We start from the raw sequence: 15,052 nt of genomic DNA, 5'->3' as shown, positions 1-15,052 counted from the left end.
ATAAACGTGGTTGAAAAAGCTTTTTCAACGCACTCTTAAGAAAAGGAGGCCCTCGCTGTGGCCGATAAACAGTTGTATGATTACCAAAATAATGAAGAAGTTGCGCTGTTCGTGCTGGTCAAAGGCGCTGAAGTTCGCGTAGCCAAAAACGGCAAGAAGTTTATCGCTTTTACTTTCCAGGATACTTCTGGCTCGATCACCGGCAAATTCTGGGACGCTAGTGATGCTGATATTGAACTTTATCAAGCCGGCGAGATCGTCTTTTTAAGCGGCAAACGTGAGCTTTATCAAGGCAAACCACAGATCAAGATTCATAAATTACGCTTAGCTACCCCTGATGAAAATGAACACGTGGCCGACTATTTACCTAAGGCGCCGGTCAGTGCTAGCACCTTGCTTGAAGAGTTGAATCAAGCTATTTTTGAGATCACCAATGCTAATTGGAATCGGGTGGTGCGTTGGATCATGGCGCGGCATCAAGAAGAGTTTCTTGAATACCCGGCGGCTAAAACCAACCATCATGCCTTTAAAGGTGGCTTGGCTTACCATACGATCACGATGTTGCATTTAGCAAAAGCAGCGTGTGACGAGTATCCCGAGATCAAGCGGCCACTACTATATGCCGGTGTCATTTTGCACGATATCGGTAAAACCGTTGAGCTAACGGGGCCGGTGGCAACGCAATATACGGTCGCCGGTAATTTATTGGGGCATATCGTGATCGTTGATGAAGAAATTGTTCGTGCCTGTATAGCGTTGAAAATCGATGCTGCCAGTGAAGATATGTTGCTGTTGCGGCACGTGATCTTAGCGCATCATGGGTTACGCGAATACGGTTCGCCAGTCGAGCCGGAGTTGATCGAAGCCGAAGTGCTCCATCAATTGGATAATTTGGATGCGTCGATGCAAATGATGACCACCACGTTGCGCCACACCGAACCAGGTGGTTTCTCCGAGCGCATCTTTGGGATGAATAATCGCAACTTCTATCAACCTAAAGAAGAATAGTACCGAAAAATGGTTCTCTTTCTCAAGCCTGGTTAAAGACCCACAGAATACGCCAGCATTTTCATTTCACCGTGAATGTTAGTCCAATTGGGTATGAACGCCAAATTTGGTAATTCGCGAATTTAAAAATTGAATCGTCTACACCAGCGAAAAACATGGATGAAAACAGTGAAGAAAGAACGCAAAAAGCCCAGAAAAAATTCTGGGCTTTTTGCATACCATTTTGTTTGTTCCACATAATCTGGGTGCTTTTTTAGCACACTTTTTTATGCCCAACCGAGGGCACGTACTAGGGCCATGGCAGCGATACCGACGACAACGATGGCTAATAAACTTTTAGTAATGATCGCAGTGACTAATGCTGGCAGAGTGGCTAGGGTGTTGCCGACGTCCAGACTGGGTAGGTGACCGGGGTGAGCGACAAACAAGTTTTCCACCACCAGGGCGGTCATGATTGTTACTGGGACGAAGGAGAGAAACTCCACCAACCAGCGGGGCAATTCAAATTGCTTAACCAGAATAAATGGCAGTACGCGGGATAACCAAGTGACTAAGCCACAACCAATGATCGTCCAAAAAACGTAACCAGTTAACGCCATTTTGTCACCCCCATCCCGAATAAGCAGCCTAAGATCGTCCCACCTAAAAGGGCAAAATTAGCTGATAAGAAAATCAACAGCACATAAACCGCCACCGCCACAAAAGCGATCACTGATAATTGTAAGCTTAACTTTTTGCTACGATCACTGACCATCTGCAGGTAGAGTAGGCCCAAGAACATAGCGACTAAAGCGAAATCCAAGCCAAATGTTTTCGGGTCAGTGATCAAATTACCGATCAACGCACCAGCAACCGTGGCCACTGCCCAAACCAAATAGGCGACCACGTTCGCGGTATGGAACCAAACTGGCGTTAATTTACGGCCAGTATCGTTTAACTTATTCATCCCCAGCGCAAAGGTTTCATCAGTCAACAATGAGCCAATGCCAATATTAGTGGCTAAGGAATATTTTTTAAAATATTGCGCCATCGACGTACTCATTAAAATCATCCGCGAATTAACTAAAAAAGCGGAAAAAATAATGGCTGAGATCGGGCTACCAGCTAACAGCATGCTGGTGATAATAAATTGCGCGGAACCGGCGTAGACCACCAACGACATCAATAGCACGGTCCATAGAGATAAATTGCTGGTCCGACTGACAACACCGAAAGCAAGCCCAACGCCGATATAGCCAAAAGTGGTTGGCAATACATCGTGCAGACCACTGCGAAAAGTTAATTCTGAACCCATTAGGTCACTCCCTTTATGCGATATTCCAGGTTAAATGGTGCTGAAAATAGGGCGAGCTGAAATAAATAGTTAATATCTAGTTTAAACTAAATTAGAAAATGATTAAAGAACTAAATGATCATTGCTCATAAAAATAGAGTAGCCACAAAAAAACGCTCCGAACATTTTGTTCGGAACGTTTTTTAAATGAGTTTATTCAGCAGCGCTAGATGATGAGCTAGTAGCAGCACTTGAGCTTGATTCGCTTGCGGCACTGGAACTAGATTCACTAGAACTATCTGATGAGCTTGATTCAGAAGATGACGCTTCAGTTGCAGAATCACTGCTTGAAGTTGCACTTGCGCTAGATGAGCTAGCTTTAGTGGTCTTAGTGTAGCCAGACAAAACATCCTTCAAATCGTTATCCTTGATCTGAACGTTACCCTTCTTCAAGACTTTAACGATCACGTTATGCAGAACGGTACTGTCTTGCATATCAGCAGCATAAATTTGTGCTTTCAATGTTGCTTCGTGTGACTTCATTGTGCCTTTACCAGGGTTCTTGATCATACGAATAACATGGTAGCCGTATTGGGTCTTAACTGGCGTGGTTGTATAGTCGTTAGTTTTAAGTTTGAAGGCAGCCTTTTTGAAAGTTGAATCTAAGCTAGTATCAGTTGAATCAAAGGCAGGTAACTTACCTGCATCAGATTTGGTGCTGGTATCAGTTGAATATTTCTTAGCTAATTTCTTGAAGTTAGCTGCAGAATTATCCTTCTTCAATTCAGAAATGATCGTTTCAGCAGTATCTTTCTTAGCAACTAAAATGTGTTGAACGGTCACTTTTGGTTCGTATGACTTCCATTGCTTCTTCAAATCAGCGTTAGAGATCTTAACGTTATCTTTAACGGCTTGTTCTAATAATAAGTTAGAACGTAGATTTTGTTTGAAGCTGGAAGCAGTCATATCATTTTGTGATAGAACTGAGCTAAATGATGAACCGTATTGGCTCTTATATGAATTGTATTGTTTGTTGACTTTAGCCTTGGAGACCTTATCGCCGTATTCTTTTTCCAATACTTTATTCAAGATCAATTGCTGTAAAACTTGTTTACCACTGGATGATTTCTTCATTTCATTGTAATAATCATCCTGTGTTACATTACCACCAGAGGTCGTTGCAACTGTTTTGTTACCACAGCCCGCAAGAGTGACGGCTAGTAAAACGCCCACAATGGACAATAGCCATTTTTTCCGCATGCATAGCACATCCTTATAAATTATATTTTTCTGAAACTCACAAGCCCTAATATACCATAACGTAAGCAAGATTTGAAATATCGAGTGATTTCTTCATGAAAACTTCAATAAATCTAAGGACGTGAATGTAAAAGCGTTTAGATTTTACGCACGCTTAGGCTAAATTAGTTAGCGGTTAAAAAAACGGCCACCAGTAACTGGTGACCGTGAGTCAGAGCTAGTTTTCTGAATGTTGATCAAAGTCGCCGAGATCTTTTTGTAGTTGCTCGCTGGCGTCTTTGGCTCGTTTGATCCGTGATTCAGTTTGAAAATTAAAATCATCAAATAATTGTTGTAGCTCTTGGACGGTTTGTGCGGCGTTACCGCTGCCTTCCTTAGCTAAAACTTGTGCTGCTTGCCGCAATCTAGCTAAACTATCGTTGACCGCTAGTGCGCCTTCAGTGACATCATCTAAGTAATGTTTGATTTGGGCCTGGGTTTCGCGACCGCTGCGTTTAGCGGTGAACAGGGCGTACACACTGCCCACAGTAGCGCCAAGCAATAAACCAGTGCTGAAATGTTTCATAGCATAACCTCCATCGAGTTAAAACTTTTCCAACTAAGCCGGGATATGTAACACTAATCAGCGTTTAATTGTGCGCTAATTTTTGCGGCAACTTGTTGTAATTTTTCTGGGGTGTAGTCGGCACTGTTGTCAGTGAATTTCAATCCAAAGCCGTCCGTGTCGCTATAACGCGGAATCAAATGGAAATGCGAATGGAAGACTGATTGTGAAGCGACTTTACCATTATTATTGATGATATTCATGCCGACGATCGCAGGGTCACTAGCCTTGATGGCACGGGCAATTTTGGGAATACGGCTAAAAACTTGTGCGGCCAGGTCAGCATCGTACGCAAAAATATCAGCGACGTGAGTTTTAGGTACGACTAGAGTGTGGCCCGGTGTCGTTTGCGTTAAATCGAGGAACGCTTTGACAACGTCGTCCTCGTAAACGACCGTACTAGGAATTTCGTTCTGAATAATTTTACAAAAAATACAATCTGCATCATATGCCATAGGGCAGACCCTTCTTTCTATGTTTACTTCATGCTACCATATTAGGCACCTAAATTGAACCAATACCACTAGTGGGGTATGTTATAATTATCGGTAAATAAAGGCTGATTTAACGCTTAAACAAAGGAGCCAAATAATTTTATGAGCTTAGAAGTTGAACATTTAACCGGGGGCTACTCGCACGTTCCCGTTCTGAAAGATTTAAACTTTACGATCCCTGAACAAACGGTTGTTGGCTTGATTGGCCTAAATGGTGCCGGTAAATCAACGACGATCAAACATATTATTGGCATTTTGACCCCACAAAAAGGGACGATCAAACTAAATGGTGTGACCTTAGCCAATGATCCGGAAACTTATCGTAAATCGTTGGCATTTGTGCCGGAAACGCCTGTCTTGTACCCAGCACTAACACTGCGCGAGCACGTTGAATTGACGATCATGGCGTATGATCTTGATCATGAAAAAGCTTGGCAGCAGGCGGGGGATCTTTTGGTCCGTTTTCGTTTAGACAAACGTCTGGATTGGTTCCCAGCTAATTTCTCCAAAGGGATGCAGCAAAAGGTCATGATCGTCTGTGCCTTTATTGTGCCAGCCGATTTGTACATTATTGACGAACCATTTACCGGACTAGATCCGTTGGCGATTCGTGATTTACTACAAGTCATCGAGCAACAAAAAGCGCGCGGTGCAGCCGTTTTAATGTCGACTCACGTGCTGGCTACTGCCCAAAAGTACGCCGATCGCTTTATTTTGCTTAGCGATGGCGAAATTCGCGCGCAGGGGACCTTAACCGAATTGAAGCAACAATTCGGCATGACTGATGCTAATTTGGACGATATTTACTTCAAGATGATCGACGAGGTAGCAAAATGAAACAGTTATGGCAACAACGATTACGCCAGCATCATAAGGAAATGCTGAAGTACTCGCGTTACGTGTTCAATGAATTCTTTATGATCGCTGTGTTTATTTTTATTGGGGCGCTGGCTTATAGCTACGCCAATTTACTGGATACGATTCACACCCAGCTTTGGTGGGCTAAGCCACTGATTTTAATTTTATTATTAGCCGTACTCAGCTTTGGTCGCTGGGCAACCTTATTACAAGATGCCGATACGCTGTTTTTATTGCCGAAAGAACGGGCTTTACTCAGTTATTTGTTGGCGGCGCGGCGCTATAGTCTATGGTTGCCAGCCGGAATCTTTGCGCTGTGTTTAGGCGCGTTATTACCGTTTCAAGTGGTGGCAACTAATTTAGCTACCACTAGCAGCATCGGGCTGTTCGTGGTCCTAGTGGCGTTAAAAGACGGTCAGTTGTGGCTACAATTGTTGGCCAGTTACGATGACCAACCCCAGCACATCACCCAAATACGCTGGTTATTTTATTTGGTAGCAGCGTTAATTTTAGCGGTAAGTCTGTGGGTAACGCCGTTGGTTGGCATTTTGTTAGTCGTGATCGCTGAATTTGCATTACGCTGGTACATTCCGCGTCAACTGACTACGGCAGTTTTTCAATGGCGTGCGGCGGTAAAAAATGAAAATTCGCGGATGCTGCAGCTTTACCGGTTGATCAACCTATTTACCGATGTGCCGCAATTAAGTGGCAAGGTTCATCGGCGAGCTTATTTAGATCCATTATTAAATTTGTTTAAAGGTAGTCAGCAACGTACATTTGGTTATTTGTATTTACGCGAATTTTTCCGCGGTACCGAATATTTAGGCCTGTACCTACGCTTGTTGGTGCTGGGGGCAGTGATTTTATGGTTTATTCCGCTATGGTGGGTCGCAGCAATAACTGGGGCGATTTTCCTCTATCTAGTCGGTTTTCAACTACTACCGTTTTACCAAATTTTTAATGAAAATTTATTGGCACATTTGTACCCCGTCCCGCAAGTTAGCAAAATACGTTCATTTCAGCATTTAGTGCAAGGTTTGTTGCTAGTGCAAGCAATTGTTTTTGCGGTGGTGATCTTATTCAATAGTACATTGAGTCAGTGGGGCTTGTTCGTAGTCGTTGAATTGGCGGCAGTTTTCCTTTTGACGCAGCTGTATTTCCCCCGGCGTTTACGCACAGAAAAATAAGGGTGGATAGTTGCTTGACGTTAGTTTTCTCGACCAGTAAAATAGTGAGTGGAGTTATTATGAATGAGTGCGGTAATTGACTCGATCACAAAGCGGTGTCGCAAAATATTTTTTGCGGCACACACTAATTTAAGGGGGTGTGGCGATGGATTTTGATTTAGATGCTGGTTGGCAGATTCAGCCGGCGGGCGGTAGTACCGGAGCCGCCTTCGTGGGGACTAGGGCGCAAGAGAAAGTATTCCTCAAGCGCAATACGTCACCATTTCTCGCTGCGTTGTCGATGGAAGGAATTTCGCCGCGATTGATCTGGACTAAGCGGATCTCAAGCGGTGATGTTTTGACCGCGCAAGAATGGCTGAATGGTCGTACCTTATCGCGTAAAGAGATGGCGGATACCGCAGTGGCTAAGTTATTAGCCCGCGTCCATCATTCGAAGTCATTGAAGAAAATGTTACAGCGAGTCGGCGGGATGACCGTCACCTCGGATCACTTCTTACAACAATATTATTTAAATCTATCCTCGGATCTTCGCAGTCATCCGCTTTTGAAGCAGGTGCTGACTTATTTGATCCAGAACAAACCAGTATTTGATCCAGAACAGCTGGAAGTCTGCCATGGGGATTTGAATCACAAAAATTGGTTATTATCAGAGCAACAACGCCTTTACATTGTTGATTGGGATGACGCGATGTTCGCTGATGCGGCGTTTGATCTAAGTACCGTATTGTGCCAGTACGTACCACGTGATCAGTGGAATCGGTGGCTGTGCGATTACGGCATCAGTAGCGATAACGGCATCATTCAACGTATCGAATGGTATGGATTTTTAAATTTATTACTGATCGTTAAGCGTTTCTATTCGGAGCAACGTTATCATGAAATGAATCAGGCACTACTCCAACTACGTGAGCTATTCACCTCACGATCAGGACAATAAGGGACAGATAGGGCCGGAGCGGTAACAAGGTTACGTTCCAGCCTTTTTATGTGAATAGATATTATAGTTGCATTCAGAAGACAAAAGCGTTTTGAGCGCTATTTAGGCTAAACATAGTTGAAAAATATCAATCGCACGTCATTTAAGCTACAATTAAAATACACCAGAAAAGGAAAATGAGGTCAAGTATGCGTTTAAGAAACAAGCCGCGGGCTGCTGGCGAAATTGCAGCTAATTCACAATATATCACGACCACACCGGCTGAATTTAAGGGTCAATGGCAAAGTAAATTCGCCCAAGCCCAACCGTTGAGTATTGAAGTTGGCTCAGGTAAGGGCCGCTTTATCGTTGAAATGGCTAAGGCTCATCCCGAGCGTAATTTTATCGGAATTGAAATACAACCGTCAGTGGCGATCATGATCTTAGAAAAACAATTGGTCGCTAAGCTACCAAATTTGTACTTGATCCAAGCTGATGGTGGCGATTTAACTGACTTCTTTGCTGAAAACGAAGTGGCCCAGATCTACTTGAACTTTTCCGATCCATGGCCCAAGTCACGCCACGCAAAACGGCGGTTGACGCATCGACTATTTTTAGCCATGTATCAACAAATTTTACAGCCTGAAGGTAGCCTACAATTCAAGACTGATAATCGGGGGTTGTTTGAATTTTCGCTGATCAGCTTCAATCAGTTTGGCATGCAATTTAAGGAATTATCGTTGGATCTACATGCAGATGATGTGCCGGAAAATATTGAAACGGAATATGAACAACGTTTCAGTCAAATGGGCCATCCGATCTATTTGATCGAGGCACAATTTAATGCGTCAACGGCTGCCAATGTCCAACCAGATGCTGACCGTTAGCCGCTACAATAAAGCGATACTCCCGGTTCTGTTGGCGAATGCCGCCACGGTAAGCCCAGCGCTTTTGATAGCGGAAAGGTTGAAAATCGATCCATGAACCAGTGATTGGTTGTGTGTCGAATTCCTGTTTGATCTGGTGCAATAATTTGTCAGGTTGGGCACCACGATAACGCCGCCACAGCAGGGCGCTAAGTGCGCTGCCGGCTGCTAATAGTAGTAGACCACTTGATAAGTTAGTTGTTGATTTCTGCGACATAATGAAGACCTCCATTGATTGAAGTAATGATCGTTGATCGTGAAGTAGTTTAGTCAAAGTATAGGCTGGAGATGAATGCGGTGCAACACTATCACGTTATTTTGGTTGGGCTTGACGGTAGTCGCCCAGCAGCAGCGGCGCTTCAAAAAGCCATTGAGTTGGCTCAAAGTGACCACGCTGCATTGCAGTTAGTCCATGTGATCGAATATTCACCCCAAGTTGGTAGTACAGCAGAATTAGTCGCACAAGCGCATGAAAAAGAACAAGCCACTTTTACCACTGAACTAGCCGCTGCCCGGCAGCAAGCATTGGCTGCGGGTATCGAAAAAGTAACCACAACTATTTTAACCGGAACTGCCCGAACATTGCTAGAAACACAATCGGCGGATCTGCTCGTGGTGGGGCAATCGGGCCAATCAGCGCTGGATCGTTTCATGCTCGGATCATTCGCGGAAACGATTGTGCGCGAAGCGACTGGTGATGTCCTAGTGGTTCGTAATGAAAAGGTATAAACGAGAGGAAGAGTTATGTTAATTTCAAGTTTGAATTCAGCATCATTTGCTGATACGTTAATTTTGATCGTCGCCGCTGATACGGCTAACTTGCAAGCCACCAAGCAGCAAGGTGATGTGGTGCGCATTTATGATCAGACCACTGACCAAACGCTAGGTTTCAATATTTTTCACGTTAGCCAATATTTACCTGATCTAACCGGTAACGGTCAAGTTTTCTTAACTGAAGATCAAGTGACTAAATTAAATCAATTGCTGACAGATAATGGTTTTGCTGGCGAATTGGCGGCGGACCTAAGTCCTAAATTTGTGATCGGCTACGTTAAAAGTTTAGTTGCCCATCCTGATTCTGATCATTTATCAGTGACCGAAGTTGAAGTCGACCATGGGCAAACTCTGCAGATCGTCTGCGGTGCTCCCAATGTGGCGCAAGGCCAAAAAGTGGTTGTCGCTAAGGTTGGTGCAATGATGCCTAATGGCCAGATTATTTGGCCAGGAGCGCTCCGCGGCGTATCCAGTGATGGTATGATCAGCTCAGCACGTGAATTAGCTGTGCCGAATGCGCCACAAAAGCGGGGTATTTTGGTTATGCCGGCTGATATTCCTGCCGGCACACCATTTGATCTTGAAAAGGCAGCACAAGTGGTGGCAGCGCAAAACGCAGCCGAATAGTAGCAGCGCGCGGGACTTGTTTAAAGTGTCGCGCATACATAGTAAATAGTGAAGTAGAGGGGGTAGTTGTGTGGAACATTATGATGGACCTGTATTTTTGCGGCGTCAGCAGCATAAACCTGTAGCTAAGCCAACACCGGCTCGGCGGCAGGTTGTGCCAGAAGCACCAGCGCCGGTACCGACTGCAACGGCCACACCGAAGCGGCGGCCACAGCAACCAGTAGCAGCTAAGCGGCCCTCGGTTAACAGTACACATCGGTTTACACCGAAGTATATTCCACAGTCGCAACAACACCAACAACATAGTGACGAGCAGGTACGTTTAGCTCGTTATGTCCAAGCATTAAATAAAACCAACGATAGTGTTCTTTTGTTCAGTACAGCAGCAGATGAACCAGCAGCTGCGTTTGAAGAAGCCCCAACTTTCTTGCCCGATAACGCGGCAACAGCTAGTACGTCAACGGTAGTCGGCGCTGAAAGCGTAGCGGATAGCACGGCTGCGGCAGTAGCTACTGCTGTTGAACCAACGGCTTCTGTGGCAGCACAAGTATCAGGCAGCATTGAAGCAGCTACCGCTACCAGCACAACTGCGACAGCTGATCGTTCAGGCGAACAGCCTGCAGTTGTAGTTTCTGCACAGTCAGACAATGAAAGCAGTGCGACCACAGTTACGACTACAGCGGCAACAAGTGCGGTTGAACCAACGTCCACCGCGGCAGCTACTGATGAAAATGGGTCAAGCGATTCAGTAGCTGACGTGGTTGAAGAAACAAGTACCGCCCCAACGTCCGTTGCACCAGAATCGGCAGCAGATGTGGCCGATTCAAATACTGCGGTAACTAGTGTAGTGGAGAACGAAGAGGTAGTAAGTGCGGCGGACGAGCAAATGCAGCAGTCTGACGCGCAAGCATTGTCAAAGGAGGATGCAGTTAGTGCCGCGACAGCAGTCACTGTACAAGTAGAAGCAGCTGAATCAGCGGCGGTAGTGGCAGAAGAAACGCCAAGTGCTGACGATAGTACCGCAACTACGGAGCAGCCAACTTGGCGTAAAGTAGTGGCGGCAGTAGCGGCCCATACACCAAGTGCGGTGCCCGTGACGGTTGAATCGGCGGCACCGATCAGTGCAACACCAGTTAGCGAGTCAGCCAGTCAGCGCCCGCCGAGTATGCATCAAGCCGTGAATACAGTCGGTGATAGCCACGATGCAAAGCCGCAATTGACTATCAAAACACAGGCACCGTTAGATGATCAGCACTATCAATTGCCACCATTTTCACTATTGCCAGAACCAATCAAAGATAATAGTAGTGAAATGAAGGCCTGGGTCGAGCAGCAGCGAGTCGTTTTGAATGAAACGCTAAAAGCTTTTAACGTGCAGGCAACGGTCAGTCGCTGGAGTATTGGTCCGGCGGTCACCCAGTTTGAAGTTAGCTTAGCCCGCGGTGTCAAAGTCAGCAAGATCACTAACTTAAGCGATGATCTGAAGTTGGCTTTAGCGGCGAAGGATATCCGTATCGAGGCGCCGATCCCTGGTAAATCAACAGTGGGGATCGAGATCCCTAATTTGAAGTCACGACCGGTGATGTTATCTGAAGTTGTGGAATCAGCTAAATTTCAGGAAAGCAAGTCACCATTGACCGTGGCTTTAGGGGTCGATCTATTTGGGCAACCGATGATCACCAATGTGGCGAAAATGCCCCACGGCTTGATTGCTGGGGCCACAGGTTCCGGTAAAAGTGTCTTCATCAATAGCCTGTTGCTATCGATTTTATTTAAAGCCAAGCCAAGTGAAGTCAAATTACTACTGATCGATCCTAAGGCGGTCGAATTAGCACCATACAATGGCTTACCGCATCTGTTGTCGCCGGTGATCTCTGATCCAAAAGCGGCGGCGGCAGCGTTGAAGTGGGCGGTCGATGAAATGGAAAATCGCTACCATAAACTGGCAGCTGCTGGCGTGCGTAACCTCGAACAGTTCAACGCCAAGGCCACCGCACATAAAGATTTTGGCTTGAAAATGCCGTATATTGTGATCATTATTGATGAATTAGCTGATTTAATGATGATCGCCTCCAGCGAAGTTCAGGATTACATCGTGCGGATCACGCAAAAGGCGCGTGCTGCCGGGATTCATTTGTTGGTAGCGACCCAGCGGCCTAGTGTCGATGTCATCACCGGGACGATCAAGAATAATATTCCAACGCGGATCGCCTTTATGGTCTCCAGCCAGATCGATTCGCGGACGATCATTGATCAAAGTGGTGCCGAGCGACTATTAGGGCGTGGCGATATGCTTTATTTAGGCAACGGTCAAAGTCAGCCGATTCGAATCCAAGGGACCTACGCGGAAAGCGAGATCGATCCGATCGTTGACTTTGTTAAACAACAATTGCCGCCACATTATTTATTTGAGCCAGAAGGCTTGTTAGAAAAAGTGGAAGCAACTGAAAACCAGGATGAACTTTTCCCGGAAGTGTTGGCTTACATCGCGGATGAAGCCCAGGTTTCGACCTCTAAATTACAGCGCGTGTTCTCGATTGGCTATAATCGCGCTGCTAATTTGATCGACACTTTGGAACAACGAAAATTGATCTCACCGGCCAGTGGGTCTAAACCACGGGATGTTTATTTCACGCCGGAAGATCTAGCGCAATATCAAGAGAGTAAACACATGAATTAAAGTTGATCATGATGAAAAAAGGGGATTTTTGTAGTGGATAACAATACGATCTATCATTTTGTTGGAATTAAAGGCTCAGGTATGAGTGCGTTAGCGATGATCTTGCACGATCAAGGCTATCGCGTTCAAGGTTCAGATATTGAACAATATACATTTACCCAACGTGATCTGGAAAAAGCCGGCGTCAAGATCATGCCATTTGCTGCGGAAAATATTCACGCTGGTTTGACCATTGTAGCCGGTAATTCTTTCCCAGACACTCATCCCGAAATTCAAGCGGCTAAAGCCTTGGACTTAAAGGTATTACGCTACCCAGACTTGCTTGGTGAATTATTAGCTGGGCACACTAGTATCGGTGTTGCCGGTGCCCACGGTAAAACCAGTACCACTGGCTTATTGGCCCACGTACTCGGTGGCATTGCCCCAACTAGCTTTTTAGTCGGTGATGGTACCGGTAAAGGCATCAAAAACTCACAATTTTTCGTTTTTGAAGCTGACGAATATCGCCGTCACTTCTTAGCGCAAGCACCTGATTACATGATCATGACCAATATCGATTTTGATCATCCTGATTATTATCATGGTATCGATGACGTGTTTGATGCTTTCCAGACGGAAGCCAATCAAGTCAAAAAAGGCATCTTCGCTTGGGGCGATGATCCTGAATTACGTAAATTAAAAGCCAACGTACCTGTTTATTATTATGGCACCAGCGACCGTGATGATTTCCAAGCGCGCAACATTTTGCGGACGGTCAACGGTTCTGAATTCGACGTTTACTATCATGATGAAAACTTAGGCCACTATGTGATCCATTTATTTGGTGAACATAACGTACTGAATAGCTTAGCCGTGATCGCAGTTAGCCATATGGAAAAAATCCCTCACGCCGAAGTTGCGCGTGAACTTTTGACTTTCCAAGGGGTCAAACGCCGCTTCTCCGAACGGAAAATGGCTGATATGACGATCATAGACGATTACGCCCATCATCCATCTGAAATCAAAGCGACCTTGGATGCAGCACGGCAGAAATACCCCGATAAGAAAATTATCGCCGTCTTCCAACCGCATACCTTCTCACGGACGATCGCCTATATGGACGATTTTGCAAAGAGCTTGAGCTTAGCTGATGTGGTTTATTTGACTGAGATCTTTAGCTCCGCCCGTGAACATGACGGCAAAGTTTCCAGCGCTGACCTCGGTGCTAAAATCAGCAAAGGTGGCACGGTGTTGCATTTAAATAATATGTCGGCCTTGTTGGAATACCATAATGACGTGGTCGTGTTTATGGGGGCTGGTGACGTTCAAAAGTACGAAAAAGCTTACGAAGCGTTGTTAAGTGATTCTAGTTTGAAAAATAACTAGCATTACTCACCAATAAGTGAGCTGGTAGTCTCCGGAAAAAACGGGATGTAAGCTGACGACTAAATAGTTGCCAACTACCGGTAATTTGTTACAATACGAAGTAAGTAGAAGTAGGAGAGGAAGTATACAATGCAAGAACAACCAAGAAATATGATTGTTAATGAAGCTAGCCTCGGTCAATATTTGACTAAAGTTTATGGTTATATGAGCTTAGGCGTAGCCGTTTCCGCATTAGTTTCGTTTTTAGCGTTGACCATTTATCGGGTTCAATTTGCCACTTTGATCGGCAATAATCCGATCATGTTGTACGCGCTGATTTTCCTTGAATTAGCTTTTGTCATGGGGACTAGTTTTAAAGCCAGCCGCGGTGGTGCCTTGTCATTTGTGCTGTTTATGGGTTTTGCGGTGATCAATGGGCTGACGTTGGCGTTAACGTTATCCTTTTATAGTGTAGCCAATATCACGACTGCCTTTGTGGCCGCAACCGGAACGTTTGGCGCGATGGCGCTATATGGCTCACTAACCAAGCGTAACTTGGCTGGTATCGGCCAAATGGCTTTCGCTGCGTTGATCGGCTTGTTAGTTGCCACGCTAGTTAATCTGTTCCTGCGTAACCCGATGGTTGATTACATTTTCTCCTTTATTGGGGTAATCATTTTCATCGGTTTGACCGCTTGGGATAGCCAACGAATTAAAATGATGTACGTGCAAAATGCTGGTCGTGCCGATCTAAATGGTTTAGCAATCATGGGTGCTTTACAGCTGTACCTTGATTTCGTTAACTTATTCTTATTCTTCTTACGGATATTCGGTATTGGCGGCAGCAGTAACGATTAAAAATTTGTAGGGGCTTGTGACTGTTCAATGGTTCTTTCTGAAACAGGGTTAGAGTTAAACAGAAAAAGTTAGATTCCATTCCAGTTGGCCACGGTAGTGCACCCTGAATTTAGGGTCATTGCACCACTCAAAACAGTATAAGTTGTACACAAAAATACCAGTAAAAACAGTGAAATCTGTTTTTACTGGTATTTTGTTTACTTAAAAATGCGAATTATTCAGCTACAAGCACACTAACTGAGT

Annotated in this window: 16 protein-coding genes; 10 read left to right on the top strand and 6 right to left on the bottom strand. The window is 45.1% G+C overall.

Annotated elements, in window-relative coordinates:
- Nucleotides 1-57: 57 nt before the first annotated feature.
- Entirely contained in the window at nucleotides 58-1,008 is a 951-nt protein-coding gene (locus LC20001_RS08900; protein WP_010010994.1) for a 3'-5' exoribonuclease YhaM family protein, read from the top strand.
- Between the two features lie 266 nt (nucleotides 1,009-1,274).
- Here the strand turns inward: LC20001_RS08900 and LC20001_RS08895 are convergent, their stop codons facing one another.
- The 5 genes from LC20001_RS08895 to LC20001_RS08875 form a co-directional block, all read right to left on the bottom strand.
- Nucleotides 1,275-1,607, bottom strand: coding sequence for an AzlD domain-containing protein (locus LC20001_RS08895; protein ID WP_003679223.1), 333 nt, complete (start codon nucleotides 1,605-1,607; stop codon nucleotides 1,275-1,277).
- On the bottom strand, nucleotides 1,598-2,302 hold the full coding sequence (locus LC20001_RS08890; protein ID WP_010010995.1) for an AzlC family ABC transporter permease: 705 nt from the start codon (nucleotides 2,300-2,302) through the stop codon (nucleotides 1,598-1,600). The genes LC20001_RS08895 and LC20001_RS08890 overlap by 10 nt, the downstream gene beginning before the upstream one ends.
- Before the next feature lie 192 nt (nucleotides 2,303-2,494).
- Complete coding sequence (locus LC20001_RS08885) at nucleotides 2,495-3,541, bottom strand: peptidylprolyl isomerase PrsA (protein WP_003679219.1); 1,047 nt, start codon at nucleotides 3,539-3,541, stop codon at nucleotides 2,495-2,497.
- 217 nt (nucleotides 3,542-3,758) lie between these two features.
- The gene (locus tag LC20001_RS08880) at nucleotides 3,759-4,106 is read right to left on the bottom strand and encodes a YtxH domain-containing protein (RefSeq protein WP_010010996.1); all 348 of its coding nucleotides are present in this window, start codon (nucleotides 4,104-4,106) and stop codon (nucleotides 3,759-3,761) included.
- A gap of 53 nt (nucleotides 4,107-4,159) precedes the next feature.
- Nucleotides 4,160-4,600, bottom strand: coding sequence for an HIT family protein (locus tag LC20001_RS08875; RefSeq protein WP_003679218.1), 441 nt, complete (start codon nucleotides 4,598-4,600; stop codon nucleotides 4,160-4,162).
- 141 nt (nucleotides 4,601-4,741) lie between these two features.
- On the opposite strand from LC20001_RS08875, the gene LC20001_RS08870 reads away from it, so the two are divergent.
- The 4 genes from LC20001_RS08870 (at nucleotide 4,742) to trmB (ending at nucleotide 8,487) form a co-directional block, all read left to right on the top strand.
- Nucleotides 4,742-5,476, top strand: a complete 735-nt coding sequence (locus LC20001_RS08870) for an ABC transporter ATP-binding protein (protein WP_003679216.1) — start codon at nucleotides 4,742-4,744, stop codon at nucleotides 5,474-5,476.
- Complete coding sequence (locus LC20001_RS08865; RefSeq protein ID WP_010010998.1) at nucleotides 5,473-6,684, top strand: ABC transporter permease; 1,212 nt, start codon at nucleotides 5,473-5,475, stop codon at nucleotides 6,682-6,684. The genes LC20001_RS08870 and LC20001_RS08865 overlap by 4 nt, the downstream gene beginning before the upstream one ends.
- A 145-nt stretch (nucleotides 6,685-6,829) precedes the next feature.
- Nucleotides 6,830-7,621 (top strand): phosphotransferase family protein, encoded by a 792-nt coding sequence (locus LC20001_RS08860; RefSeq protein WP_010010999.1) that lies wholly within the window; start codon nucleotides 6,830-6,832, stop codon nucleotides 7,619-7,621.
- 188 nt (nucleotides 7,622-7,809) lie between these two features.
- On the top strand, nucleotides 7,810-8,487 hold the full coding sequence (trmB, locus tag LC20001_RS08855) for a tRNA (guanosine(46)-N7)-methyltransferase TrmB (protein WP_010011000.1): 678 nt from the start codon (nucleotides 7,810-7,812) through the stop codon (nucleotides 8,485-8,487).
- On the opposite strand, the gene LC20001_RS08850 is transcribed toward trmB, so the two are convergent.
- Nucleotides 8,441-8,743 (bottom strand): hypothetical protein, encoded by a 303-nt coding sequence (locus tag LC20001_RS08850; protein ID WP_010011002.1) that lies wholly within the window; start codon nucleotides 8,741-8,743, stop codon nucleotides 8,441-8,443. The two genes, trmB and LC20001_RS08850, sit on opposite strands and share 47 nt — an antisense overlap.
- An 80-nt stretch (nucleotides 8,744-8,823) precedes the next feature.
- Between LC20001_RS08850 and LC20001_RS08845 the strand changes: the two genes are divergently transcribed.
- From LC20001_RS08845 to LC20001_RS08825, 5 genes are all read left to right on the top strand, one after another.
- Nucleotides 8,824-9,255, top strand: coding sequence for a universal stress protein (locus tag LC20001_RS08845; protein ID WP_010011003.1), 432 nt, complete (start codon nucleotides 8,824-8,826; stop codon nucleotides 9,253-9,255).
- A 15-nt stretch (nucleotides 9,256-9,270) separates the two neighbouring features.
- Entirely contained in the window at nucleotides 9,271-9,927 is a 657-nt protein-coding gene (ytpR, locus tag LC20001_RS08840; protein WP_003679208.1) for a YtpR family tRNA-binding protein, read from the top strand.
- A 70-nt stretch (nucleotides 9,928-9,997) separates the two neighbouring features.
- Complete coding sequence (locus LC20001_RS08835) at nucleotides 9,998-12,607, top strand: DNA translocase FtsK (RefSeq protein WP_010011004.1); 2,610 nt, start codon at nucleotides 9,998-10,000, stop codon at nucleotides 12,605-12,607.
- A gap of 33 nt (nucleotides 12,608-12,640) precedes the next feature.
- On the top strand, nucleotides 12,641-13,972 hold the full coding sequence (gene murC, locus LC20001_RS08830; protein WP_003679203.1) for a UDP-N-acetylmuramate--L-alanine ligase: 1,332 nt from the start codon (nucleotides 12,641-12,643) through the stop codon (nucleotides 13,970-13,972).
- A 129-nt stretch (nucleotides 13,973-14,101) separates the two neighbouring features.
- Nucleotides 14,102-14,809 carry a Bax inhibitor-1/YccA family protein gene (locus LC20001_RS08825; RefSeq protein ID WP_003679201.1) on the top strand — a complete coding sequence of 236 codons (708 nt, stop codon included), beginning with the start codon at nucleotides 14,102-14,104 and terminating at the stop codon, nucleotides 14,807-14,809.
- Nucleotides 14,810-15,052: the final 243 nt, after the last annotated feature.

This window comes from Loigolactobacillus coryniformis subsp. coryniformis KCTC 3167 = DSM 20001 (genome assembly GCF_002706425.1).
In the GTDB taxonomy this organism is placed as follows: domain Bacteria; phylum Bacillota; class Bacilli; order Lactobacillales; family Lactobacillaceae; genus Loigolactobacillus; species Loigolactobacillus coryniformis.
Note: the sequence above shows the minus strand (reverse complement) of the source record. Positions and strands in the feature narration are given on the sequence as shown.